22 protein-coding genes, 2 pseudogenes and 1 riboswitch are annotated in these 23,665 nt (G+C 59.7%); of the genes and pseudogenes, 10 read left to right on the top strand and 14 right to left on the bottom strand.

Translation table 11 applies throughout. The features are described 5' to 3' along the window. The first annotated feature begins 92 nt into the window (after positions 1-92). From LN050_05720 to LN050_05705, 4 genes and pseudogenes are all read left to right on the top strand, one after another. Positions 93-986, top strand: a pseudogene (locus LN050_05720) (AMP-binding protein). Further along, positions 938-1,408, top strand: a pseudogene (locus LN050_05715) (AMP-binding protein). The pseudogenes LN050_05720 and LN050_05715 overlap by 49 nt, the downstream one beginning before the upstream one ends. Positions 1,409-1,456: 48 nt before the next feature. Continuing rightward, positions 1,457-1,825, top strand: coding sequence for a hypothetical protein (locus tag LN050_05710; GenBank protein UFS57338.1), 369 nt, complete (start codon positions 1,457-1,459; stop codon positions 1,823-1,825). 54 nt (positions 1,826-1,879) lie between these two features. Next, entirely contained in the window at positions 1,880-2,953 is a 1,074-nt protein-coding gene (locus tag LN050_05705; GenBank protein UFS55363.1) for a tartrate dehydrogenase, read from the top strand. Between the two features lie 98 nt (positions 2,954-3,051). Here the strand turns inward: LN050_05705 and LN050_05700 are convergent, their stop codons facing one another. The 11 genes from LN050_05700 to LN050_05650 all read right to left on the bottom strand — a co-directional run bounded on the left by LN050_05700 (position 3,052) and on the right by LN050_05650 (position 15,699). After that, entirely contained in the window at positions 3,052-3,324 is a 273-nt protein-coding gene (locus LN050_05700) for an AraC family ligand binding domain-containing protein (protein UFS55362.1), read from the bottom strand. Continuing rightward, positions 3,321-5,153, bottom strand: a complete 1,833-nt coding sequence (locus tag LN050_05695; GenBank protein UFS55361.1) for an ATP-binding cassette domain-containing protein — start codon at positions 5,151-5,153, stop codon at positions 3,321-3,323. Before LN050_05695 ends, LN050_05700 begins: the two co-directional genes overlap by 4 nt. Before the next feature lie 31 nt (positions 5,154-5,184). Then, positions 5,185-6,375, bottom strand: coding sequence for a carotenoid 1,2-hydratase (locus LN050_05690; GenBank protein UFS55360.1), 1,191 nt, complete (start codon positions 6,373-6,375; stop codon positions 5,185-5,187). Between the two features lie 15 nt (positions 6,376-6,390). Beyond that, positions 6,391-9,147: an FtsX-like permease family protein gene (locus tag LN050_05685; protein UFS57282.1), complete on the bottom strand. Its 2,757-nt coding sequence runs from the start codon at positions 9,145-9,147 to the stop codon at positions 6,391-6,393. An 86-nt stretch (positions 9,148-9,233) separates the two neighbouring features. After that, positions 9,234-10,013 carry an ATP-binding cassette domain-containing protein gene (locus tag LN050_05680; protein UFS57281.1) on the bottom strand — a complete coding sequence of 260 codons (780 nt, stop codon included), beginning with the start codon at positions 10,011-10,013 and terminating at the stop codon, positions 9,234-9,236. A 25-nt stretch (positions 10,014-10,038) separates the two neighbouring features. Next, positions 10,039-11,154, bottom strand: coding sequence for a M14 family metallopeptidase (locus LN050_05675; protein ID UFS57280.1), 1,116 nt, complete (start codon positions 11,152-11,154; stop codon positions 10,039-10,041). Positions 11,155-11,163: 9 nt separating this feature from the next. Continuing rightward, positions 11,164-11,877 carry an ABC transporter permease subunit gene (locus LN050_05670; GenBank protein UFS57279.1) on the bottom strand — a complete coding sequence of 238 codons (714 nt, stop codon included), beginning with the start codon at positions 11,875-11,877 and terminating at the stop codon, positions 11,164-11,166. A 2-nt stretch (positions 11,878-11,879) separates the two neighbouring features. Then, on the bottom strand, positions 11,880-12,584 hold the full coding sequence (locus tag LN050_05665) for an ABC transporter permease subunit (protein ID UFS57278.1): 705 nt from the start codon (positions 12,582-12,584) through the stop codon (positions 11,880-11,882). A gap of 123 nt (positions 12,585-12,707) precedes the next feature. Further along, positions 12,708-13,493: a transporter substrate-binding domain-containing protein gene (locus LN050_05660; protein ID UFS57277.1), complete on the bottom strand. Its 786-nt coding sequence runs from the start codon at positions 13,491-13,493 to the stop codon at positions 12,708-12,710. 146 nt (positions 13,494-13,639) lie between these two features. Beyond that, on the bottom strand, positions 13,640-14,572 hold the full coding sequence (rocF, locus tag LN050_05655; protein UFS57276.1) for an arginase: 933 nt from the start codon (positions 14,570-14,572) through the stop codon (positions 13,640-13,642). Between the two features lie 47 nt (positions 14,573-14,619). Further along, positions 14,620-15,699: an ornithine cyclodeaminase gene (locus LN050_05650; GenBank protein UFS57275.1), complete on the bottom strand. Its 1,080-nt coding sequence runs from the start codon at positions 15,697-15,699 to the stop codon at positions 14,620-14,622. 140 nt (positions 15,700-15,839) lie between these two features. Here LN050_05650 and LN050_05645 point away from each other — a divergent pair, with 140 nt between their 5' ends. The 6 genes from LN050_05645 (at position 15,840) to LN050_05620 (ending at position 20,709) form a co-directional block, all read left to right on the top strand. Further along, positions 15,840-16,265 (top strand): Lrp/AsnC family transcriptional regulator, encoded by a 426-nt coding sequence (locus tag LN050_05645; protein UFS57274.1) that lies wholly within the window; start codon positions 15,840-15,842, stop codon positions 16,263-16,265. Between the two features lie 5 nt (positions 16,266-16,270). After that, positions 16,271-17,074, top strand: a complete 804-nt coding sequence (murI, locus tag LN050_05640; protein UFS57273.1) for a glutamate racemase — start codon at positions 16,271-16,273, stop codon at positions 17,072-17,074. Positions 17,075-17,136: 62 nt separating this feature from the next. Beyond that, positions 17,137-17,251: riboswitch (TPP riboswitch) on the top strand. Positions 17,252-17,346: 95 nt separating this feature from the next. Continuing rightward, positions 17,347-17,553 carry a hypothetical protein gene (locus tag LN050_05635; GenBank protein UFS57272.1) on the top strand — a complete coding sequence of 69 codons (207 nt, stop codon included), beginning with the start codon at positions 17,347-17,349 and terminating at the stop codon, positions 17,551-17,553. After that, positions 17,537-18,421 (top strand): thiamine ABC transporter substrate-binding protein, encoded by an 885-nt coding sequence (locus tag LN050_05630; GenBank protein ID UFS57271.1) that lies wholly within the window; start codon positions 17,537-17,539, stop codon positions 18,419-18,421. Before LN050_05635 ends, LN050_05630 begins: the two co-directional genes overlap by 17 nt. Before the next feature lies 1 nt (position 18,422). Further along, positions 18,423-20,054 (top strand): iron ABC transporter permease, encoded by a 1,632-nt coding sequence (locus LN050_05625; protein UFS57270.1) that lies wholly within the window; start codon positions 18,423-18,425, stop codon positions 20,052-20,054. Then, positions 20,047-20,709, top strand: a complete 663-nt coding sequence (locus tag LN050_05620; GenBank protein ID UFS57269.1) for an ATP-binding cassette domain-containing protein — start codon at positions 20,047-20,049, stop codon at positions 20,707-20,709. Before LN050_05625 ends, LN050_05620 begins: the two co-directional genes overlap by 8 nt. On the opposite strand, the gene LN050_05615 is transcribed toward LN050_05620, so the two are convergent. The 3 genes from LN050_05615 to LN050_05605 all read right to left on the bottom strand — a co-directional run bounded on the left by LN050_05615 (position 20,710) and on the right by LN050_05605 (position 23,658). Then, the gene (locus tag LN050_05615) at positions 20,710-21,390 is read right to left on the bottom strand and encodes an ABC transporter ATP-binding protein (GenBank protein ID UFS57268.1); all 681 of its coding nucleotides are present in this window, start codon (positions 21,388-21,390) and stop codon (positions 20,710-20,712) included. It abuts the gene before it with no gap. A 70-nt stretch (positions 21,391-21,460) separates the two neighbouring features. Continuing rightward, positions 21,461-22,417, bottom strand: a complete 957-nt coding sequence (gene miaA / locus LN050_05610) for a tRNA (adenosine(37)-N6)-dimethylallyltransferase MiaA (GenBank protein UFS57267.1) — start codon at positions 22,415-22,417, stop codon at positions 21,461-21,463. Further along, positions 22,414-23,658: a multidrug effflux MFS transporter gene (locus tag LN050_05605; GenBank protein ID UFS57266.1), complete on the bottom strand. Its 1,245-nt coding sequence runs from the start codon at positions 23,656-23,658 to the stop codon at positions 22,414-22,416. The genes miaA and LN050_05605 overlap by 4 nt, the downstream gene beginning before the upstream one ends. Between the last annotated feature and the right edge of the window lie 7 nt (positions 23,659-23,665).

The raw sequence follows: 23,665 nt of genomic DNA, 5'->3' as shown, positions 1-23,665 counted from the left end.
GTCAACCTAGAGACAATGCCACGCCACTGGCAGATGATCATTACCACGCCATGAGCAGCGCTTTCAGGTGGGCGGTGCCCAAGCGCTTCAACATGGCGCAGTGGTGCGCCAAGCGTTGGGCGCAGCTGCCAGAAGCTGGCACCCGTGTGGCCGTTATCAACCAGGACAGCGCGGCTGACGGCCAGGCGGGGCTTGGCGCGACTACGCTGCACACCTATGCACAGTTGTACGCGCAGGCCAGCCAGCTGGCCCACGGTTTAAGGGCCTTGGGCATTGAGCGTGGCCAGCGCGTGGCCATTGTGATGCCTCAGCGGTTTGAGACTGCTGTGGCCTATATGGCCGTGTTGCAGTTGGGTGCAGTGGCCATGCCTTTGTCGCAGTTGTTTGGCGTGGATGCGTTGCAGTACCGTTTGCAAGATAGCCAGGCCGTGGCCGCTGTTGTTGACGAGGCCACACAGGCCGCGTTACTGGAGGCCGCGCCTGCGTGCAAAGACTTGTTGCACGTGTTGGCGGTGGGCCAGGCTGTACCCGGCACGCACGCATGGGGCGATGTGTTGCTGGGGCAACCCACTGTCTTTGATGTGGCAGACACTGCCGCTACAGACCCTGCCGTGCTGATTTACACCAGTGGCACCACTGGCAACCCCAAGGGCGCGCTGATTCCGCACAGCGCGCTTATTGGCAACCTCACCGGTTTTATTTGCAGCCAGAACTGGTTTGGCTATGACCCGCTGACCAATGGTGTGAGCGCCGAGGGCTTGCCGCCAGAGCCCTTGTACGACACCGTGTTTTGGAGTCCGGCAGATTGGGCGTGGACTGGCGGTTTGATGGATGCGCTGCTGCCCACGCTGTGCATGGGCAGGCCTATTGTGGCGTTTGGCGGGCGCTTTTCGCCAGACGTGGCGTTTGCCTTGCTGCAGCGCCACCGTGTTACCCACAGCTTTTTGTTTCCCACGGCGCTCAAGGCCATGATGAAGTCTTATGCCCAACCGTCCAGGCAGTTCAAGCTGCATTTGCAGGGTTTGATGAGTGCGGCGAGGCCGTTGGCGACGCGGTGTTTGCCTGGTGCCAGCAAGAGCTGGGTGTGGTGGTTAACGAGATGTTTGGCCAGACCGAAATCAATTACATCGTGGGCAATTGCGCCATGAACAACCAGCGCAACGCACAGTTGGCGTTAGGCTGGCCTGCCAAGGCAGGCAGTATGGGCAAGGGCTACCCGGGCCATACAGTTGATGTGATCAACGCGCACAACGTGCCTTGTGCGGTGGGTGAAATTGGCGAAGTGGCGGTGTACCAAACAGCGCTAGACGGTCAGCCAGACCCGGTTTTCTTTATTGGTTACTGGAACAACGAAGCCGCGACGCAAGCCAAGTACAGCGGCAACTGGTGCCGCACTGGCGATCTGGCCACGCGCGATGCAGACGGCTATCTGTGGTATGCGGGGCGTGCCGACGACATGTTCAAGGCCGCAGGCTACCGCATAGGCCCGGGCGAGATAGAGAACTGCCTGCTCAAGCACGCCCTGGTCGCCAACGCCGCTGTTGTGCCCAAGCCAGATGCAGCCAGAGGCGCGGTGGTGAAAGCCTTTGTGGTGTTGTCGCCTGCCGGTTTGGAAGCACGTCAGGGTTTGAGTGGCACGGCTTTGGAGCAATGGGAGGCAGACGCCATCAAGCAGCTGCAACGCCATGTACGTGGCAAGTTGGCCCCTTACGAATACCCCAAAGACATAGAGTTTGTAGACAACTTGCCCATGACCACCACCGGCAAGGTGCAAAGGCGGGTGCTCAGGCTGCTGGAGGCAGAGCGTTTTGCGCAGCAAGCCTAGCGGCTTATTTTTGAGATACTGCAAGCTGTTTGCTTGCCCCTTCATAAAGACATCATGACATCCAACAATCACCACATTGCAGTTATTCCTGGCGACGGTATTGGCCAAGAGGTAATGCCCAGCGCGCTTGATGTGCTGGACGTTGTCTCAAAACGCTTTGGTTTTTCGCTGACGCTAAAGCCCATTGAGTGGGCCAGTTGTGACTACTACCAAGCGCACGGCCAGATGATGCCGGATGACTGGAAGACGCAGTTGGCAGACGTGCACGCGCTGTTGTTTGGCGCGGTGGGCTGGCCTGCCACTGTGCCAGACCATGTGTCGTTGTGGGGCTCGTTGCTGAAGTTCAGGCGCGAGTTTGACCAATACGTGAACCTGCGCCCCGTGCGTTTGTTCGACGGCGTCAAGTGCCCGCTGGCCGGGCGCAAGCCGGGTGAGATTGACTATCTCGTGGTGCGCGAAAACACCGAGGGCGAGTACACGGCTTTGGGCGGTGTGATGTTTGAGGGAACAGAGCGCGAAATCGTGATTCAGGAGTCTGTGTTTTCTCGCGTGGGTACAGACCGCGTGTTGCGCTATGCCTTCGAAGAGGCGCGCAAAAGAGCGCGCAAACACGTCACCATTGCAACCAAAAGCAACGGCATTGCCGTGAGCATGCCCTGGTGGGACAAACGCGCAGACGCCATTGGGCGCGATTACCCAGATGTCGTTACAGACAAGCAGCACATTGATATTTTGTCTGCGCGCTTTGTGTTGCAGCCAGATCGCTTTAGCGTGGTGGTCGCCAGCAATTTATTTGGCGACATCCTGTCTGATTTGGGGCCTGCAACCACCGGCACCATTGGCTTGGCGCCGTCTGCCAACCTGAACCCCGAGCGCAACTTTCCATCACTGTTTGAGCCGGTGCACGGTTCTGCGCCAGACATTGTGGGCAAGGGCATTGCCAACCCCATTGCCATGATTTGGAGCGCGGCCTTGATGCTGCAGTTTTTGGGTGAGCAAGCCGCTCACGACGCCATTGTGGCCGCCATTGAGCAAGTGCTTAAAGTGGGCCCACACACGCCAGACCTGGGTGGCACGGCCTCTACCGCTGAGGTGGCGCAAGCCATTGCGAGTTTGCTCAAGACATAAGTCAAGGCATAAGTCATGGCATAGGTCATGGCATAGGTCACGGCCTAAGGCTGGCTGCACTTGGGCCAACTGCTTTTGATGCCAGTGGCCTGCGGCGGCTAGTCTTGTTTTCTGCCCACCCAGTAGGTGGCGCCTTGTGCGCCGTAGCGCTCGGTGTGCGGCTGGTTGGCCGCCAGTGCAAAACGTTGACCGGCTACTAGGTGCTGGGTTGTGCCGTCGGCGGTCAGCCACACCTCGCCTTGCGTTACGAGTGCATGCACAGCAAACGGGTGCGTGTGCTGGGCCACTACCTCAAGTGGTGGCCAGTCGCGTGCAACGACGGTGGCAAAGCCCAGTGCTTGTGCCTCTTGGGTGAATTCTTCAAAGGTCATGCAGACAGTGCCTCGGTGGTTTGTTGTTCAGCCGCCTGATTGTGGCCGAACTGGGCGTTGGCCAATGCCGCATAGGCGCCATTGCGCTGCATGAGGTCTGCGTGCTGGCCTTGCTCAACAATGCGCCCACCCTCCATCACCACAATGTTGTCTGCGCGCTGCACGGTGGACAGCCTGTGTGCCACCACAATGGTGGTGCGGCCTTGCATGGCACGGTCAAGTGCGGCTTGCACCATTTGCTCGCTGTGGGTGTCTAGTGCGCTGGTGGCCTCGTCCAGCAACAGTAGCGGTGCGTTTTTGAGTATGGCGCGTGCAATGGCCAGGCGCTGGCGCTGCCCGCCAGACAGGCGCACGCCGCGCTCACCCATAAAGGTTTGGTAGCGCTGCGGCAGCGCTTCAATAAACTCATGCGCATAGGCCGCTTTGGCGGCGCTGATGACCTCGTCGTCTGTGGCGCTGGGTTTGCCGTAGCGTATGTTGTCCATGGCGGATGCCGCAAATACCACGGGCTCTTGCGGCACCACGCCAACATGGGCGCGCAGGTCATCAAGTGCCAGTTGTTTAATGGCAGTACCTTGCAACAATATGCTGCCATGTTGCGTGTCGTAAAAACGCTGCAGCAGTTGCATGATGGTGGTTTTACCTGCGCCGCTGGAGCCCACCAGGGCCACGGTACTGCCGGCCGCAATGTGTAAATTCAGGTGCTGCAAAGCGGGCGTGTCGGTGCGCGATGGGTAGGCAAACTGCACATCGACCAGTTGCACATCCAGGCCCAGCGGTGCGGCTTTGAGCGGCGTTGTGTGCGCCGCCTCCTGGATGTGGCTTGGCATTTGCAGCAATTCAATCAGGCGCTCGCTGGCACCTGCTGCGCGCAACAGGTCACCACTCACTTCACCCAGCACGGCAAATGCGCCGGCCAGAATAATCACATACAACACGGTCTGGCCCAGCTCGCCGGCGCTGAGCGTGCCCGCCAGCACCGCCAGCGTGCCCATGTACAAGCCCCACAGCAGTGCGGCGCTGGTAGCCACCATGACAAATGCCACCAATACGGAGCGTGCTGTGGTGCGGCGTATAGCCGATTTGAAGGCGGCGTTGGTAGAGGCTTCAAAGCGTTTGGATTCGCGCCCTTGCGCGGTATAGCTTTGCACCACCGTAACAGCGTTGAGTACTTCACTGGCCAGTGCACTGGCGTCTGCCACGCGGTCTTGGCTGTCGCGCGACAAGCGGCGCACGCGCCTGCCCATCCACATGCTGGGCACAATCACCAGCAGCAAACCCGCGCACACTTGCGCCATCATCAGGGGGTGGTGCCATACCAGCATGCCCAGCGCGCCCAAGCCCATTACTGCGTTGCGCAATCCCATGCTCAGTGACGAGCCCACCACGGTTTGCACCAGTGTGGTGTCGGCGCTTAAACGCGACAGCACATCACCTGTGGGTGTTTGCTCAAAAAACTGTGGGCTTTGGTTGAGTACACGCGTGTACACCGCCTGGCGAATGTCTGCGGTAATGCGCTCGCCCAGCCAGCTCACCATGTAAAAGCGCGCACCAGAAAACAAGGCCAGCGCCACTGCTACGCCAAACAGCATGGCAAAGTGCCAGCCAATGGCTTGCTGGTCTGTGTTTTGTCCAGCGCCACCCAAGCCACCGTCAATGAGCGCACGCAGCGCGGTTGGAAACACCAAAGTTGCCGCAGCGGCGGCCAGCAACATCAACAGTGCAAATGCAGCTTGCGCACGATAGGGTTTGATAAACGGCAGCAGCGAGAGCAAGCCCTTGGAGGGGGTGGCCTTGTTGCGCGCTGTGGCAGTGTGTTGCTCAGACATAAATGGAAAATCTAAAGGTGGTGACAAGGTGTCACAGTTGTATGGCTTGGCCGTAGCCCGTCATTTCTAAATAGCCCCAGGCCACGCGCCTGGCAGACGCGCCCTCCAGGGCGTACAAGCCGCACAAGCCTTCCCAATAAATGGTGCCTGTGCTTTGGCGGCTGTCTAACTCCTGGTCGGCCATGATAGGGCGTATTTCAAACTGGCCTTGTGCGGTGCGCAACTGCCACGCCACGGGGTATCGGATACCGGTGCGCGGGCTTTGCCAGGTATCGCCCGCCTCAAACTGTATGTCGCCGGGTGCAAAGCTGTGGGTGAGTCCGCTGGCGCTGCGCCAAGAGCCGCCGCGCCAAAGGGCTTGGCCTGCGGCGTCGCGCAGTTGAAAGGCTGTGAGTGCGCTGCCGTCGTCCAGATTAAAGCCCACCCAGTCCCAGCCGGCTGCGCCTTGCGGCATGAAGCCATGGCTCCATTCGTGGTCCAGCCACGCTAGGCCGCGCAGCTGCTGTGCCTGCCCGTTGATGGCGACTGTGGCCTCCAGTTGCAACTGTGCATGTGTGGTGTACCAGCTGGTTTCATTGGCGTTTGGGCCTTTTTGTGACAAACCGCCATTGCCTTGCAGCACAGGCGGCTGCGTGCTGTGGGCTGTGAGTTGCAGGGCAAACGCCTTGTCGCCTGAGGCATGTACAGATGCGTCAAATGTGTTGTTATTTGTGTTGCGCATCCACCAGCTGCCGTCAGCGTTGGCCATGCCCACGTCCATGTGCTGCTCGCTGGCCCATGCTTGTGGGTAGGCGCTGGGGCCTTTATGGTTCGGGCGGGTGGACTGGCCGTTCCAGCGCGCTGTGCGCTGGCTGTGTAGCAGTTTGCCGGTGTGGCCCGCAACGCCCGGTGGCACTGCAATAGCGGCGTGGGCAAATACCAAGTGTTTGGCCGCCAGCTGCTGGTTCAAGGTTTGGGCGCTGTCTATACGTTTTCTAAAAAACGTCACTTGCACGCCTATGGGTGTGTCGTGGCTGGGTACTACAAGGTAGCCGGTGAGGTACCACCATTCAATGTCAAAGTCGTTGTGCGAGCCCAGGTCACGAGGGAAGCGCAGTGGCTGTTGAGCCGCCATCGCCAGCCTTGGCAGTGTATAGGTGCACATGGCTGAGGCGGCCGCCAGCAGGGCACGGCGGCGTGTCGGCATGGTGCTGGCTGCGACGTGGTGGCTTGGATTGGGCATGGGGTTTGTTCGCCTTTACCAGTCTTGTTTCACGGTTTGTACGGCGTCTTTATCCAGTGCACGCCTTGCGACCCATGCGCTGGTGGCTGTGCCGCATACCACCACGGCGGTGCAAAGCGCCAGCAAACGCCACGCGGGCAGTTGCCAGTCCATGGTCCAGTGAAAGCTTTGTGGGTTCACCACAAACACCAGCACAGCGCTCACCAGCAGGCCCAAACCAAGCCCGACCGCTGCGGCAACGCTGCTCCAAAACAGCGCTTCAGCGCTGACAAGTTGCTGTACCTGTTTGGGCGTCAGGCCCAGGTGTGCCAGCAAGCCAAACTCGCGCTGACGCGCCAGCACTTGCGCGCTAACGCTGGTGGCTACACCAAACAGGCCAATACCAATGGCCACCATTTGCAGCCAGTTGGTGACTGCAAAGCTGCGGTCAAAAATACGCAGCGACTGGTTGCGAATGTCGCCAGTGGTCGCCATGTCGAGCTCATCGCCTGCATAGGCCGCGCGTATGGATTGCTGCACGCTGGCCAGTGTTTCGTCAAAGCTGCTGTCGTTGCCGGGCTTGCGTTGCAGGCTGATGGCTATGTTGGTGACGCTGGGCTTGATGCGTGTGTGCGCCAAGCTGCTGAGCTGCATTACCACGCTGCCGCTTTGGCGTGCATAGTCGCGCCACACACCGGCTACAACAGGTGTTTTGCTTTTGTCGCTTGCTTTTATGCGGCTTTGCAGCGCTGCGAAGGCCTGGCCAATTTCCAGCTGGTAGGCGTCGCGCAGTGCTTCGCTTACCCAAACGGGGTAGCTGTTGGCGTCTGGCATCACAGTTGTGCTGTGGCCCGCCAGTCGGGACGCTGGCGCTGGTGGCAAGTCTTGTGGCCAGCCATGGGCGTCCAGTGCGAGGTCTCTGGCGATGACAGCGATGGGTTCTTGCGCTGGGTTGAGTGTGACGCGGCTCACGTGTTGCGGCTTGACGCTGTCAATACCGGGCAGTGTTTGCAGTTGCGCTAAAAAGCGGGGCTCAAAACTGCGCCCGGTCAGTTTGCTGGCGGGCGGTGTGGTCTGCAGGTAAATGTCGGCGGGCAGTATGGTGTTGAGCCACTGCGTGACTGAGCCTCTGAAACTGGCGACCATGACCGTGAGCGCCACTGCCAGTGCCAAGCTGGTGACCACGCCGCTGATGGCCACTGCGCCTGCGTAGGGCACACGTTGTGCGCGGCTTAGCGCCAGCATGGGCAGCATGCGCTGGTGCAGGCTGTGAGGCAGGCGTGCCAACAGGGCGGCCACCGTCAAGGGCAGGCACACCATGGCCCCAAGCAACAGCAAGGCAATGCCCACGTAGGCGCCCAACGGTATGTCCCATACAGGTGGCATATTGACTGCAGTGGCGCTGGCGGCCAGCATGGTCAAGCCTGCTGCCCATTGCCTGCGCTGGTTGCGCGCCTTGGCAATGTACAAACCCTTGATAGCCATAGCCGGTGCGAGCGTTGCCACGCTGCGCGCCGGCCACCAAGCCCCCAACACCGTGGCTCCAAGCCCCAGCGCCATAAAGCCGGCAATGGCCCAGGCATTGGCCCACAGTTGCAGCCGGGGTGCGGCACTGGCCAGCATACCGCTGCCCAAGTCGCCACCCAAAAACTGCAGTGCCAAACTTGCCAGGCCCACAGCCAATAATGCGCCCAAGGCGCTGCCGACCAGGCCCAATACCGCCGCCTCTGTCAGCACCAGGGCCATGCGCATAGGCGGTGACAAGCCCAGCACACCCAGCAACGCAAATTGTGGCAAGCGTTTGGCAACGCTTAAAGACAACACTGAAAACACCAAAAAAGCGCCCGTAAACAAGGCCACCAGTGCCAGCACGCTCAGGTTTACCCGGTAGGCACGCGTCATGTCTGCCAGGCGGCTGGCTTCCTGTTGCGGTGTTTGCAGGTACAGGTCACTGGCCAGGCGCCACTGAGTCAGCAATTGTGGCGTGTCGGCCTGGCTGATATGGGCAGGACCTTGATGGCGGTTTATGCCTATGCGCGTGAGTTTGTCGCCTATGCCCAGCAAGGCTTGCGCTGCAGCCACGTCCATGACCAAGACAGGTGTGTTGCCGCCGCGCACCGTGCCAGCCAAGCGCATGGTGAGCCACTGCGTGTTGACTTTTATGTCAAGCGTTAAGGGTGCGCTCGCCGCGTTGTGCGTTAGCAGTTGCAGCGCGGCGGGGTTGGCAAATACGGCATCGGGTGCAAACAAGTCCAGGCGGTTGGCTGTTTCATTGGGTGTGGCCAGCCACGTTAGGCCCAGCTGCGCTTGCGCCAACCCGTCAAGGCCGCGCAGCTGCATGGTGAGCTGGTTGTTGTTGGTGGTGGTATTGCTGGCAGCGGTGCTGTGGGCGCTGGCGTTGGGCCTTACCGCCACATTGGCCAGCACTTCAGGCAGCAGCTGGCTGATGTCGGGTTGTTGGCTTAGTTGTGCCAGTGTTTGCGGAGCAATCAGTGTGTTGGTGGCACTGTTGAGCCACCACGTGGGCTCGCCACGGCCCAGGCTTTGCGCGTTTTGTTGGGCCTGGCCGCTGGCTTTGCTGAACTCGGCCAAGGCGGACGCATTGATCAAATGCACCGCCAGCGCCAAAGCCACACCCAGTGCAATGGTGAATATGGCGGTCAGCGTGCGCCAAGGGTGTTGCGCCACCTCACCGCGCGAATACTGGGCCAGCAAACCGACCAATACACGCACGTCCTGCAGTCGCCTGGCGGCGCGCGCTGGCGTGGTGGGTGCAGAGGGTTTAGTGGGCATTCCCAATGCTAACCCGTGGCGCATTGGGGCACAGGCTTGGGGCTATGCGCAGGCTGCAGCTCGCACTGGTTGCAATATGGCAGTGCTTACTTGAGGCTACCTGCTAAAAACTGTTGCAGGCGTTCGCTTGTGGGTTGGTTGAGTACCACTTTGGGGTCGCCGCTTTCTTCGACCAGGCCTTGGTGCAAAAACACCACTTTGTTGGACACTTCTTTGGCAAAGCCCATCTCGTGGGTGACGACCACCATGGTGCGGCCTTCATCGGCCAGGCCGCGCATGACGCGCAGTACTTCGCCCACCAGTTCTGGGTCCAAGGCAGAGGTGGGTTCGTCAAACAGCATGACTGAGGGCTCCATGGCCAAGGCCCGGGCAATGGCTACGCGTTGTTGTTGGCCACCAGACATGTGCGCGGGGTACTTTGTTTCTGCACCCGACAAGCCTACTTTGTTGAGGTAGTGGCGGGCGCGCTCGCGCGCCTGAGTCTTGGATAAACCCAGGACGTGAATGGGTGCCTCGGTGATGTTGTCCAGCACGTTCAAGTGGGCCCACAAATTAAAGTGCTGAAAGACCATGGCCAGTTTGGCCCTGAATTGCTGCAGCTGCGCCTTGTCGGTGGCGTCCAGCATGCCGTCTTTGGCGGTAGCCAGTTTGAGGGCTTCACCGTTGAGGGTGATGCTGCCAATGTGTGGGCGCTCCAGCAAGTTGATGCAGCGTAAAAAAGTAGATTTGCCCGAGCCGCTAGAGCCAATGATGCTGATGACGTCTCCGGCGTTGGCCGATAGCGACACACCTTTTAATACCTCGTTGTCGCCGTAGCGCTTGTGCAGGTCTGCAACGATCAGCTGTTGTGCAGTGGCTTGGGTCATAAAGTGTGGGTGCGTGTGTTGGTTGTCAGGCGCTTAGCAGCGGCCCGGTTTTAAAGGCGGTGGCGCCAGCGATTTTGCCTATGTCCATGCCTGTGGTGGCCCAGCGCAAGACATGTCTGGCGTACAGCACGCCGTCTACCTCAGCGCATACGGCTGATACGTGGCCTGTTGCCGGGCACACAATGTCGGCCATCACGTCACCGGTTTTGAGTAATTGCCCTGGTGCTGCATGGTAGGCAATAACGCCTGCATGAGGGGCGCACAAGGTTTGTGAGCCTGCCAAGGGTGTGGCCTCGCATTGCGCCACAGGCAAGCTGGCTGTGCCCTTGACAGCGCCACGGTGTTTTAGAAAGTCGATGATGGCTTGCGCGTCAGCGAGGGCTTGCTCATGGCCTACGTCGGCCTGGCCGCGCAGCTCAACAGTGCTGGCCAGGCAAGCCAGTGGAATGGGGTGTTGGTGTAGCTGTTTGCGCAAGCGCCACCACACGCCGCTTAGCGCTTCGTCAAAACAAAGCGTGGCTGCGTCGCTTTGCGCCCACAGCAGGGCGCGCGCGCCCAGGGCCTGCGCCAGGGGCTGGGCTTGCTCAAGGTAGGGCGTCTCTACGTACAAGTGCATGGCGGCTTCAAAGTCGCAGTGCAAGTCCAGTACCACGTCTGCATCGCAGGCCAAGCGCATGAGTGTGTTGCGCAAGCTGGCCAATTCTGTGGTGATGGGCTGCTCGGCCAGCCAGCGCTGCATCAGTTGGCGAATCAGTGTGCGGTTGTGGGCTTGGTCCTGGGTGAGTAGCGGGGCGACTTGCTCGCCAATAGCGGCCGCAAAGTCCGGGTAATGGCGGTTGAAGTTTTCGCCGCTGGCCAGCTCAAAGCGCCCTAGTTGGGCATACATCAGGGTTTGGTCCAGGCCAATGGGATTGGCCATGGGTACCAGCACCACTTCAGCATTGAGTTGGTCGCTGGCTTCCAGTGCTGTGAACAGTGCGCGCAAGTGGTGGGCGACCAACATGCCTGGCAGCTCGTCGGCATGCAAGCTGGCTTGTATGTATACTTTTTGGCCCATGCCAGGCGTGCCAAAGTGCAGGCTTTGCACACTGCGCTGCGTGCCTGTGGCTGGGCTTACAAGACTGTGTTGCTGTATGTGCATGGCGCGCCTTTAGTGCCCGCGTGGCTTGAGGTAAGCCAGCCAGTGGTTTTCTGCCAACTTGAACAAGCCTACCAGGGTGAAGGTGAGCACCAGGTAGATAAGGCCTGCGGTGATGAAGGCCTCAAAGGGCAAGTAAAAGTCCGAGTAGATGCTGCGTGCCGCACCGGTGATGTCAAACACGGCAGGCACTGCACTGGCCAGCGAGGTGCTGTGCAGCATCATGATCACTTCGTTGGAGTAGGCGGGCAGTGTGCGGCGCATGGCGGACGGCAGCACAATACGGCGCAGTGTTTGCCAACGCGACAAGCCCATGGCCTGCGCGGCTTCTATCTCTGCGGCGTTGGTGTCGCGTATGGCGCCCGCCAGCATTTCCACGGTGTAGGCACAGGTGTTGAGCGAGAAGGCAATCACGGCGCATATAAATGGGTCTTTAAAGCCAGTCCAGGGCCATGCGTCGTCCCAGCGCGCTTGTATCCAATCCAGCTGCGCGATGCCGTAGTAAATGAGGTAGACCTGAATGAGCAGCGGCGTGCCGCGCAGGACATAGGTAAAAAGCCACACAGGCCCGCGTATCCACCAGTGCACAGATACGCGCATCAGCGACATGGGCAGCGACAGCAAGCCGCCCAGCAGCAGGCAGGTAGCCAGTATTTCTAGCGTTCCCAGCAGGCCGTCCCAATAAAGGGTGAGCGCCTCTGGGGTGAAGATAACGTCAAATTGCATGGCTACACCGCCCCGCGCTTGACACCCATGGTGTAGCGCTTTTCAAGTTGGCGCAGCGCCACCAAGGACACCGTGGTAAACACCAGATAAATAGCAGCGGCAAAGGCCATGAACAACAGCGCCGCGTTGGGTACCTCGCCGCGCGCGGCTGCACCGGCTTGCTTGGCCAGGTAAGTCATGTCTGGCAAGCCCAGTATGGATACCAGCGCGGTGGACTTGATCAGCACCAGCCAGTTGTTGGTAAAGCCGGGCAGCGCCAAGCGCACCATTTGCGGCAACACAATGGTAAAAAACACGCGCGTGTTGCTCATGCCATAAGCCACGCCGGCTTCGGCTTGGCCTGGCGGTATGGCCATGATGGCGCCGCGAAAGGTTTCGGTCATGTAGGCGCCATAAATAAAGCCAATGGTGATCAGGCCTGCGGCGAAGGGGTTGATCTCAACGTAGTCTGTGTAGCCCACAGACTCCAGGGCGATGTTGAGGCCAATTTGTCCACCGTAAAAAATCAGCAGCATCAGCACCAGGTCCGGTATGCCGCGAATGATGGTGGAGTAGGTGGTGCCCAGCCACACCAAAGGCTTGTGGCTGGACAGTTTGGCGGCAGCGCCTGCCAAGCCTAAAACAACGGCGACCACCAAAGCACCCAAGGCCACTTGTATAGACAACAAGGAGCCCTCAAGGATGCTGTAGAAGTAACCGGCGTACATGGTTTGCTAGGTGGTAAACAGGTGCTTTGATATGAAATTGGCTTGCCCAGTATGTGCTGGGCAAGCCAAGATGGTGCCTCGCGTCAGGCGCGAGAATCGCAGCTAGCAGTGCTTAGCGGCCTACTAGTCGCCCCATACGCTGAGCGTTGGGAAGTACTTGTCGTTAATGGCTTTCCATGTGCCGTTGGCACGCAGTGTGGTGATGCCCTTGTCCAGCATCTCGCGCAAGTCTTTGTCTTGCTTGCGCACGGCAATGCCAGCGCCTTCACCGAAGTACTGCACGAAGTTGCCCAGTGGCTTGCCTACAAACACGTAGTCTTTGCCGTCAGCGGTGTCCAAAAAGCCGCCTTGCACTTCGATGACGTCAGCCACGGTGCCGTCCAAACGGCCAGCCTTGATGTCCAGGTACACCTGGTCTTGCGCTTCGTAAGAGATGATTTGTACGCCAGCACCAGCCAGTTCGCCCTTGGCGTACTTTTCCTGGGTTGAGCCTTTCAACACGCCCAGCTTCTTGCCCTTTAACGATGCAGCAGAGCCGTCTGTCTTGATGTCGTTTTTCACTACGATTTGTGATGGTGTGTTGTAGTACTTGCCCGTAAACGCCACAACTTTTTGACGGTCTGGTGTGATGGACATAGACGAGATGATGGCGTCGTACTTGCGCGCTTGCAGGCCGGGAATCATGCCGTCCCACACTTGCTCCACGTACACACACTTCACTTTGTTCAAGTCGCACAGCGCTTGTGCGATGTCTACGTCAAATCCGGTGGGCTTGCCATCGTCGGTTTTGTAGGTGAAGGGCTTGTAGGTGGGGTCAATCGCTACGCGGATTTCTTTCCACTCTTTGGCGGCCACACCAACAGACAGGCTTAGCGCAACAGCGCCCAGTAGCAGTGTTTTTTTCAACATATTATTTTTCCAAGGGAGTAAACAAAGAAACTTATTCTACGGCTAATAGGTCTGGGGTTAACCCTAGGTTTCCCTACTCATTGCAAGGGCAGTGCGGCATTGCAGCGCGCTAAACGGGCTGCCGCGCGCCAGTAGATCCAGGTCGCTCAGTCACGCTGGCGCATCAGCGTGCTTTTGCCAAACAGGCTCTCTATGAGGTCAACGGCCAGCTCCGCTGTTTGGTTGCGCACATCCAATGCGGGGTTGAGCTCAACAATGTCCAGCGAGCCAAGGCGCGCGGTGTCGGCAATCATTTCCATGCACAGCTGGGCTTCGCGGTAGTTGGGGCCACCGCGTACGGTTGTGCCAACGCCTGGGGCAATGTCGGGGTCTAAAAAATCCACGTCCAGGCTCACGTGCAAGTGGGTGTTTTTGTCTACCAAGGCCAAGGCCATTTCCATGGCGTGGCGCATGCCGTGCTCGTCAATAAAGCGCATGTCAAACACGTCAATGCCCATGTCGGCCACCAAGCGCTTTTCGCCTTCGTCCACGCTGCGTATGCCCACTTGCCGCAAGTCCTTGGGGTTTAGCCTGTGGCCTGGGCCGCCCATGTCTACCAGCTCTGCCGGGCCGTGACCGCACAAGCAGGCTACAGGCATGCCGTGTATGTTGCCGCTGGGCGTGAGGCTTGCGGTGTTGAAGTCTGCGTGGGCGTCCAGCCACAGCACGCGCAGCTTTTTACCCACCGCTTGGCAGTGTTTGGCCACCGCGCTGATAGAGCCAATGCCCAGACAGTGGTCTCCACCCAGTACCACAGGCATGCGTTGAGCTCGTAGTTCGGCAAACACGGCGTTGTGCAGGCTTTGGTTCCACTGCGCCACTTCGTTCAAATGTCGGTAGCCGTTGACCGGGTCTGCAAACGGGTTGGGCGGGCCAGTGAGGTTGCCGGTGTCTTTCACGTCAATGCCAAAGTTGGCAATGGCTTGTGCAATGCCCGCCACGCGCAAAGCCTCTGGGCCCATGCTGGCACCGCGTGTGCCTGCGCCAATGTCTGTGGGTGCGCCAATGAGGCTAACGCCCTGGCAGGTGGGTGCAATCATGTTTGCTCTCTGGTGTGGTGAGGTGGTTTGGTTTGGCGGCGTCGATCTTAAAAGACTTGAGCCGGCGCGTGCGCCGCGACCGGCTGGCCCAACAAGGCGTACAGGTTTTTGGGGTTGGCCAACGCGGGTATCAGTGCCAAGGGGTGGCCTAGCCCCAAGTCCAGCGCGGCTTGCCCCATGTAGCGCAAGGCGCTGTAGTCTTCCAGCGCAAAGCCGACGGAGTCAAAAATGGTGATTTGTGCATCATCGGTGCGGCCCAGTGCGTTGCCAGTCAATACCTGCCACAGCTCGGTCACTGGGAAGTTATCTGCCATGCGCTGTGTGTCGCCCTCTATCCGGGTTTGTGGTTCAAACTCTACAAACACAGGGCCGCTGGCCAGCACGTCGGGGTGTATTTCGGTTTTGCCTGGGCAGTCGCCGCCTACGGCATTCAAGTGCGTGCCAGCGCCCAGCATGCCGGGCTGAATAATGAGGGCGTTGGTTTTGTCTGCCGTAACTGTGGTGACAATGTCTGCGCCTTGGCAAGCCTGCCACGTGTCTGCGCATATGGTGGCGCCAAGGCCAGCGGCGCGCAGGTGCGTGGCCAGTTTGTCTGATGCTGCGGCGTCCACGTCAAACAGGCGAAAGTGGGTGATACCCATCATGTGGGCAAAGCCCATGCACTGAAACTCACTTTGCGCCCCATTGCCAATAATGGCCATGGTGCGGCTGTTGGCCCTGGCCAAATGCCTGGCCACCAAGGCAGACATGGCGGCGGTGCGAATGGCGGTGGTGAGGGTGAGCTCACTGACCAGCGTGGGCGCACCAGTGTCTACACGTGACAACCAGCCAAACGCCATCACGGTGGGTAAATTCACGCGGTGGTTGTTGGGGTGCCCGTTGACGTACTTCACGCTGTAAGTGGTGTCGTCAGACACGGGCATCAGCTCAATGACGCCTTCTTTGGAGTGGTTGGCCACGCGGGCTGACTTGTCAAAGTCGCCCCAGCGCAAAAAGTCTTGCTCAATGCATTGGGCCACGCCCGCAATAACAGGTCCCAAGCCGCGGGCCTGCACCACGGCGGCAATGTCTTGTGTGCTTAAAAAGACGGTGGGCAAGTGAGCAGTGGCGAGGGTGTCAGCGCGCATGGTGGTCTCCGAAAAATGCATTCAGTGGCTCTGTACCAGCAGTGTGCCCACACGCGGCGGCAATTGAAATCGCCAATATTGCAAGAAATATGCTAAAAATATTGCAAAATGACAGCAACAAATGACAATATGAACAATTTATGGACGATATAGACCACCAACTCATTGGCCTGTTGCGCCACAACGCACGCGCCAGCGTGGCCCAGTTGGCCACCAAGTTGGGCGTGTCACGCGGCACGGTCAGCAACCGCATGACCCGCCTGGAAGACGAGGGCGTCATCGTGGGCTACGCCGTGCGCCTGCGCCCAGACGCCCAGCCCAACGACATACGCGCCTGGATGAGCATTGCGGTTGAGGGCAACGAAACACGCAAGGTGATCGCCAGCCTGCTGGGCGAGCCAGGCGTGGCCAGTCTGCACGACACCAATGGGCGTTGGGATTTGCTGGCCGAGTTGCGCGCCAGCAACTTGTCTGAGTTGTCTGGCATCCTGGAGCGTGTGCGTCTAGACAAAGGCATTAGCAGCACCGAAACCAGCATTCACTTGCAAACCTACCGTTTATCGTGAGCGCAATGCCCAACAGTGAATCACCCATAGGCGTATTTGACTCCGGCGTGGGTGGTCTGCCCATTTTGCAAGCCATACAGACGCTGCTGCCGCATGAGCACAAGGTGTACTTGGCCGACACCGCCTATGCGCCTTACGGCGACAAGTCTGCCCAGGCGGTGCAGCAACGCGTGTTGAGCATTGGCCAGTGGTTTTGCGCCATGCCTGTCAAAGCCTTGGTGGTCGCCTGCAACACCGCTACCGTGTTGGCGGTGGATACATTGCGCGCACACAGCACCGTGCCCGTGATTGGCGTAGAGCCCGCCATAAAGCCCGCTGCACTGGCCAGCAAAACTGGCGTGGTGGGCGTGCTGGCCACGGCGCGCACAGCCGCCAGCGCGTCGGTGGCCAAGCTGGTAGATGCACATGGCCAGCATGTACAAGTGCTGGTGCAAGCCTGCCCGGGTTTGGTAGACGCCATTGAGTCTGATGCAGCGCCAGCGCACATTGCGGCATTGCTAAATGGCTGGCTGCAGCCCATGCTGGATCAGGGTGCAGACCATATTGTGCTGGGCTGCACCCACTACATCGTGCTGCGCGGCCTCATACAACAGCTGGTAGGCCCTGCAGTCACGCTGGTGCAACCCAGCGAGGCGGTTGCGCGCCAGTTGATGCGCCAGCTGGCATTGGTTGGCCAGCTCAGTGGCAATGCCGGTGCGGGCCAGGTGGCGTTTTATACGTCGGCACGTGAGGTGCATGCGGCGGCTTCCCTGATGGGGCGGGTGTGGGGTGGTGAGGTAGGGGTGTTGAAGTGTGAGGCCCTGAAGTAAAAGACGTGACGCGCAGGTGCAAAGTCTCTTGTGCGCGCGGGCTGCCGTCCTGCTAAACTATCAACCTTCACCGGGGGTGTCTGCTGCCACAGCGCAAGTTGTGGCCGATAGGCTGAGAGAGTCCCCATGAACCTGATCTGGATCATGCCAGCGTAGGAAGTGTGATGGAAGCCTTTTGGCGTGCGTGCATCTGATGCCTTGCACGGCCAACCGGTTGTCAGCCACGCCACTGCGCGTGGCTTTTTTGTTTGTGTCAACAAAGGACAACTGCCATGGTTTCTAAATCGTTATTTGCGCGCCGCGCTGTGTTGGCGCTGTGCGCCTCTATGAGCTCTTTGGCGGTGTTGCCACTGGCCGCGCTGGCCGCAGACAAGCCAGAGTTGCGCGTGGTGGCGCATGACTCATTCAACTTGCCCAAGGAGTTGTTGGCTGACTTTGAGCAGCGCAACGGCGTGACCGTGCGTGATCAAGGCGGGTGACGCGGGTGCCATGCTCAACAAACTCATACTCAGCAAAGCCACGCCCATTGGCGATGTGGTGTTTGGCATTGACAACGCCATGCTGGTGCGCGCACGCAGTGCTGGCGTGTTGGCGCCATTACCCGCCAGCTTGCGTCAGCTGCCATTGAGCGCGGCGGTTCAAGCGGCTGACCCGCAGGCCGCCAGTGCCAACGATTGGCTGCCTGTTGATTACGGCCATGTCACCATTAACGTGGACCGTGCCTGGTTTGCTGCCAACAACGTGAAGCTGCCCACAAGCCTGGTGGACCTGGCCAAGCCCGAGTACGCCAAGTTGCTGGTGGTGCAAAACCCAGCTACCAGCAGCCCTGGTTTTGCGTTTTTGGCGGCTACGGTGCAGGCCCAAGGCGAGCGCGTGTGGGATTGGTGGGCGCAGTTGCGCGCTGGTGGTGTGAAAGTGTCCAACGGCTGGAGTGATGCCTATTACAAAGACTTCACCAAAAACGGTGGCACACGCCCCATGGTGGTTAGCTACCTGTCCAGCCCGGCTGCCGAGGTGTTTTACAGCGACAAGCCCGTAGACACATCACCCACTGCCAACCTCAATTTGGCTGGCGGTGTGTACGTGCAAATTGAGGGTGCGGCCCGCTTGGCCGGTGGCCAGCAAGCCGCTGCTGCGGAGCAGTTCTTGCTGTTTTTGCGCAGCGCGCCTGTGCAAACCGCCTTGCAAACCGAGATGTGGATGTGGCCTGTGCAACAAGGCGTAGCCCGTGTGGACGTCATGCGTCACAGCGGTGAGCAGCCCAATGCGGTTGCTATAGACCAGGCGGTGTTGGCTGAGCAGTCGCGCACCTGGATTCGCCAGTTCACACAAACCGTGTTGCGCTAAATTGCCACAAGCTGCCACGCCACCTGTTGCGTTTGCGTTTCGCAACCCCTTGTGGGTAGGCGTATGGCCAGGTGTGTTTATTGCCGCTGTGGCCTTGTTGCCCATGCTCAAGCTGATGTGGTTTGGCGTGTACGGCGCATCTGACATTTTGGGTGAGGGTACAGCGCTTGGCTTTTGGCAAGGCTGGCTGGGCCTGTGGGCTGATGACTACATGCGTAGCCGCATGCTGTGGTCTATCACCCAAGCGGTGGTCTCCACGGCCTTGGCCTGTTTGCTGGGCGTGCCGGTCGGCTATGTGATTGCCAGGCGTGAGTTTGTGGGCCGCACTGTGTTGCTGCGTTTGCTGATGTTGCCGTTTGTGGTGCCCACACTGGTGGCGGCCATGGGGGTGCTGGCATGGTGGGGGCCCAACGGTGTGGTGGGCGCGCATGTTTACAGCGCAGGCCAGGACGCTGATTCGCCCTGGCTTCTGATCGCGGGCAATTTGTTTTTTAACCTGTGCGTGATGATTCGCGCAGCGGTGTATGGCTTTGCCAGTCAAAGTGCCACACGCCTGGCCGCAGCGCGCAGCTTGGGGGCTACAGCGTGGCGGGCGTTTTGGCGCATAGAGCTGCCCAATGCCGCGCCACACATATACAGCGCAGCGTGTCTGGTGTTGTTGTATTGCCTGGGTGGTTTTGGCTTGGCGCTGTTGCTGGGTGGGCAGGCTTATGCCACCGCAGAAGTAGTGGTGTATACCCTGGTGGCCTACGAGTTGGAGCTGGTGTTGGCCAGCCAGTTGGCGCTGTGGATGCTTTTGATGACTGGCGTGCTGGTCGTAGCCTACGCCAGGCTGCAGTTGCGCAGCAGCCAGCCACGCCTGGCGCAGGTGGTGGCCAGGCGCGCCACGGTTTGGTCGTCACCGGCCGATGTGGCCATGTTGTTGGTCATGTGGCTGGTGTGCGTTTTGGTCAGCTTTGCGCCCTTGGTGGCCATTGTGGTGAAGGCTGGCAGCGCCTCAAGCGCGGCGTGGTCTGTGTTGTTGATGGCCGATACATGGCAGGCGGTAGCCAACACCTTGCGCTTTAGCGTGGCCGCCTTGCTGTGTGCCACGGTGCTGGGTGTGATGCACGCTGCCTGTGGTGCCAGGTTGTGGTGGTGGCGACTGTGGGGCATGTTGCCGCTGATGGTCTCGCCCATCATGGTGGCCTTTGGTTTGTTGTTGCTGGTGCCGCAGTGGTTGGACCAATGGGGTTTGCTGGTAGCGGCCTATACCTTGTTGGCCATTCCGCTGGTCAGTCAGCCTGTGGCCAGCGCACTGGATGCCTTGCCGCCATCTTGGGTGCAGGCCGCGCGCAGTCTGGGTGCGACGCCAGCGCGGGCGTGGTGGCGCGTGTGTTGGCCGCTGGTACTGCCTGCGGTGCGCAGAGGCATGGCGTTTGCCATGGCCAGCATGCTGGGTGAGTTTGCGGTGAGTTTGTTTTTAAACCGCCCCGAATGGACCACACTCACCACTTACATTTATCAACACTTGGGCAGGCCAGGTGCGCTGCAGCTGGAGCAAGCGTGGGTGTTGTCTGCCATGTTGTTGGTCTTGACTGTGGCGGTGTTTGTACTGATAGAGCCCAGACATTCAGGAGAAAGCCGTGCTTGAGTTGGTGAATTTGTCCAAGCAATACCACGACGCAGTGGGTCAAGCGTGGCCTGTTGCGCGCGCACTCAATTGGCAGTGGCCTGTTGGCCAACACACGGTGGCGTTGCTGGGGCCATCTGGTACGGGCAAGACAACGCTGCTGCGCATGGTGGCTGGCCTGGAGGCAGCAGACAGCGGGCAGGTGCTGTTTGGTGGCGCAGACATCACGCACACGCCACCAGAGCAGCGCCGCTTTGCCTTGATGTTTCAGGACTTTGCCTTGTTTGCGCACCTCACAGTGCAAGACAACGTGGGCTTTGGTTTGGTGGAGCAGGGCGTGTCCAAGGCGGCGTCGCGTGCCGCTGCGGTGGCCTTGCTGGCCTCGTTTGGTTTGGCGCACAAGGCCACACAAAGCACTACAGCCTTGTCAGGTGGTGAGCAGCAGCGCGTGGCCTTGGCGCGCGCGCTCATCATCAAGCCCAGGCTGTTGCTGCTTGATGAGCCGTTTTCTGCCCTGGACGCAGATTTGCGCAACATGATGCGCCAAGAGTTTGCCCAGCGCGTTGCTGCTGCCAACACCCAGGTGTTGTTGGTCACGCACGACGAGGCCGAGGCCAAAGCCATGGCGGGTGCGGCCTGGCGGCTTGAACGTGGTGGCTTGACGCAGCTGTGGTAGCTAGGCGGGGTGCAAGCCCCGGCTGCTGAGGCGCAGCTGGCGTTGTGCACGCGCGGCGGCGTGTTGAGAGTGCGTTACCAGCACCAGGCTGGCCCCTGTTTGCTGCGCCGTTTTGACAAGCACCTCCAGGATTTGTTCACCCATGTCGGGGTCCAGGTTGCCTGTGGGCTCGTCGGCCAATAGCAAGGCGGGTGCGTGCACCACGGCACGCGCAATGGCGACGCGTTGCAGTTGTCCGCCAGAGAGTTGCTGCGGCAGGCGTGTGCCACAGTCTGCCAAGCCAGTGGCTGCCAGTGCGTCTTGCACGCGTGTGTTGCGCTGGGCGGTGTCTACGCCGTTGAGCATCAGCGGCAAGCCTACGTTTTGTGCCACGTCCAGGTGCGGCAACACATGAAAGGCCTGAAACACAAAGCCCACTTGTTGCGCGCGCCAGGCAGCCCGCTGGGTGGCGTTTTGCTGGCTGAGGTTGTAGCCATTGAGGCTGATCTCGCCGCTGTCCCAGTTGTCCAGTGCGGCCATGCAATTGAGCAGCGTCGATTTGCCCACGCCAGACGCGCCCATGATGGCCACAAACTCGCCTGGCGCCACGTTCAAGTTGACGTTGTCTAGCACTTGATGGCGCTGACCGCCCGCCAGCTCATAGTGCTTGCATACTTGGCGCAGTTGTAGGCCTTTGGACATGGTGTGGCTGATGCTCTTCGCTTTAAGTGGTGTTGTGGTGTGCGACGATGGATTTCTGGAGGCAGGCTTGTCAGTCCCAGTATCTGGCTACCGTGTCTATCACTGCTTGTATGGGGTTATTGGCGTTTGCTGCGATCACCTGGCGTTTGGTCATGCCGCGCAGCCACGTGATTTGGCGTTTGGCCAGTTGGCGTGTGGCGGCTGATGCGCGTTCTATCCATATGGGTTTGGCGGGGCCGTCCAGGTGGCCTAGCAGCGTTAGCAGCTCCCAGGCTTGGCGGTAGCCTACGCAGCGCATGCTGGGCATGCTGGCGTTGAGGTCGCCGCGCTCAAACAGCGTCAGCATCTCGGCTTCAAAGCCGAGGTCCAGCATGGCTTCAAAGCGTTGGTTGATGCGTTGGTGCAACCAGGCTCTGTCGGTGGGTTCTAGCGACAACAGTGTGATGTTGAGGCCTTTGCTGTCGTCTTGTTGCGTGTGCCACTGGGACAAGGGTTTGCCGCTGACCTCAAACACTTCCAAGGCACGTTGCACGCGCTGGCTGTCGTTGGGTGCAAGTCGCTGCGCCGTGACCGGGTCAACCAAACTGAGCCGCTGGTGCATGGCAGGCCAGCCTATGGCTTGGGCCTGGGCTTCCAATGCGTTGCGCACTTGCGGGTTGGCCGGTGGCATTGCGTCTATGCCTTGCAGCAAGGCCTTGACGTACAGCATGGTGCCGCCGACCAGCAAGGCCTTGTTGCCGCGCGCGTTGATGTCGCCAATCAGTTGCGTGGCGTCTTGCACAAAAGCAGCGGTGCTGTAACTGCTGGTGGGCGACACAATGTCTATCAAGTGGTGAGGCACTGCGGCTTGCTCTTGCGCCGTAGGTTTGGCCGTGCCAATGTCCATGCCCTGGTACACCAAGGCTGAGTCCACGCTGATGATTTCAATGGGCCAGCGTTGAGCAACGGCCAAAGCCGCAGCGGTTTTGCCGCAAGCCGTTGGGCCAGCTAGCACCAGGGCGTTGCTTGAGGTGGTTTGCCCGTTCATGCTTTTTGTGGCGGCTTTGCCAGGTCGCCGTAACGCCCCACCAGTGCCCAAGCGGCAAAGGCCAAGCATACGCTCCAAAACCAGATACCCAAGGTTAGTGGGTAGACGGTGTCAATGGGTTGAAACCCCATCCAGGTGCCTACGCAAAACGCCACGGCCATGGTGATGAAGCCGTTTAGCGCAGATGCTGCGCCTGCCATTTTGGGAAAGGGCGACACAGAGCCTGACTGGCCGCAGGGGTTGTGTATGCCGTGGGCCAGGATGTAGGGCAAAAACGGCACTATGGTGGTCCAGACCGTGGGCTGGGTTAGCAAAGACAATGCACCCAGCAAACTGCCGCTGGCCAGGGATAGCGCGCCGCCAAAGCGCACTGTTGGGATGACGCCAAAGCGTGCAATGAGGCGTCTGCATAAAAATGTGCCGGCCACGTAGCTGCTGGTCATCATGAGCATGAGTCCACCAAAGCCTATTTTGCTCACGCCCAACACACCAATAAATACAAACGACGAGCTGGCTAAAAAGGTGAACAAGCCGCCATATGACGCCGCTGCAATGGCCGTGTACGCCCAAAACGTGGGGTGGCTGGCCACCAGCTTCCAGTTGTTGATGAGTGTGCTGGTCTTTAGCGCCAATGGGTTGAGGTGCAGGTTGCTTTCCTTGAAGCGCCTGGCAATGAGCAGCAGCGCCACTGTGCCAAACAAGGCCACAGCCAGCAACACCACACGCCAACCCCAAAACTGTGTGAGCAAGCCGCCAACAGGTGCGCTGAGGCAGGCGATGACGCCCAGGCCGCTCAAGCCTTTGCTCATCATGCGTGCGCCTTCTGTGGGGTCGTACAAGTCGCGCACAATGGCACGCGCGCCCATGACAGACGCACCCATGGCGGCGCCTTGCACCACGCGGCACACAATCAGCGCCTCTATGTGCGGCGCAAACACGCTGGCTGTAGCGGCTAGGCTGTAGGCGCTAAGGCCTATGAGTAAAACAGGGCGTCGGCCAAAGCGGTCAGATATGGGGCCCCACACCAATTGCGACAAACCAAACGACAAGGACAAGGCCGTGAGCGTGAGCTGCACCTGCATCATGCTGGCGCTGAGGTCGCTGCGCATCAGGGTGAGTGCGGGCAAGTACAAGTCTGTCGTAACCGGTTGAATGCCCATCAGCAAGGCCAGCAACACCACGACCAAGTGGGGCGACATCGCTGCGCTGGGCGCTTGCGCGCTTGAGATGTAGTTGGACATGGCGGTT

Source organism: Comamonadaceae bacterium M7527, from assembly GCA_021044545.1.
In the GTDB taxonomy this organism is placed as follows: Bacteria; Pseudomonadota; Gammaproteobacteria; order Burkholderiales; family Burkholderiaceae_C; genus RS62.
Note: the sequence above shows the minus strand (reverse complement) of the source record. Positions and strands in the feature narration are given on the sequence as shown.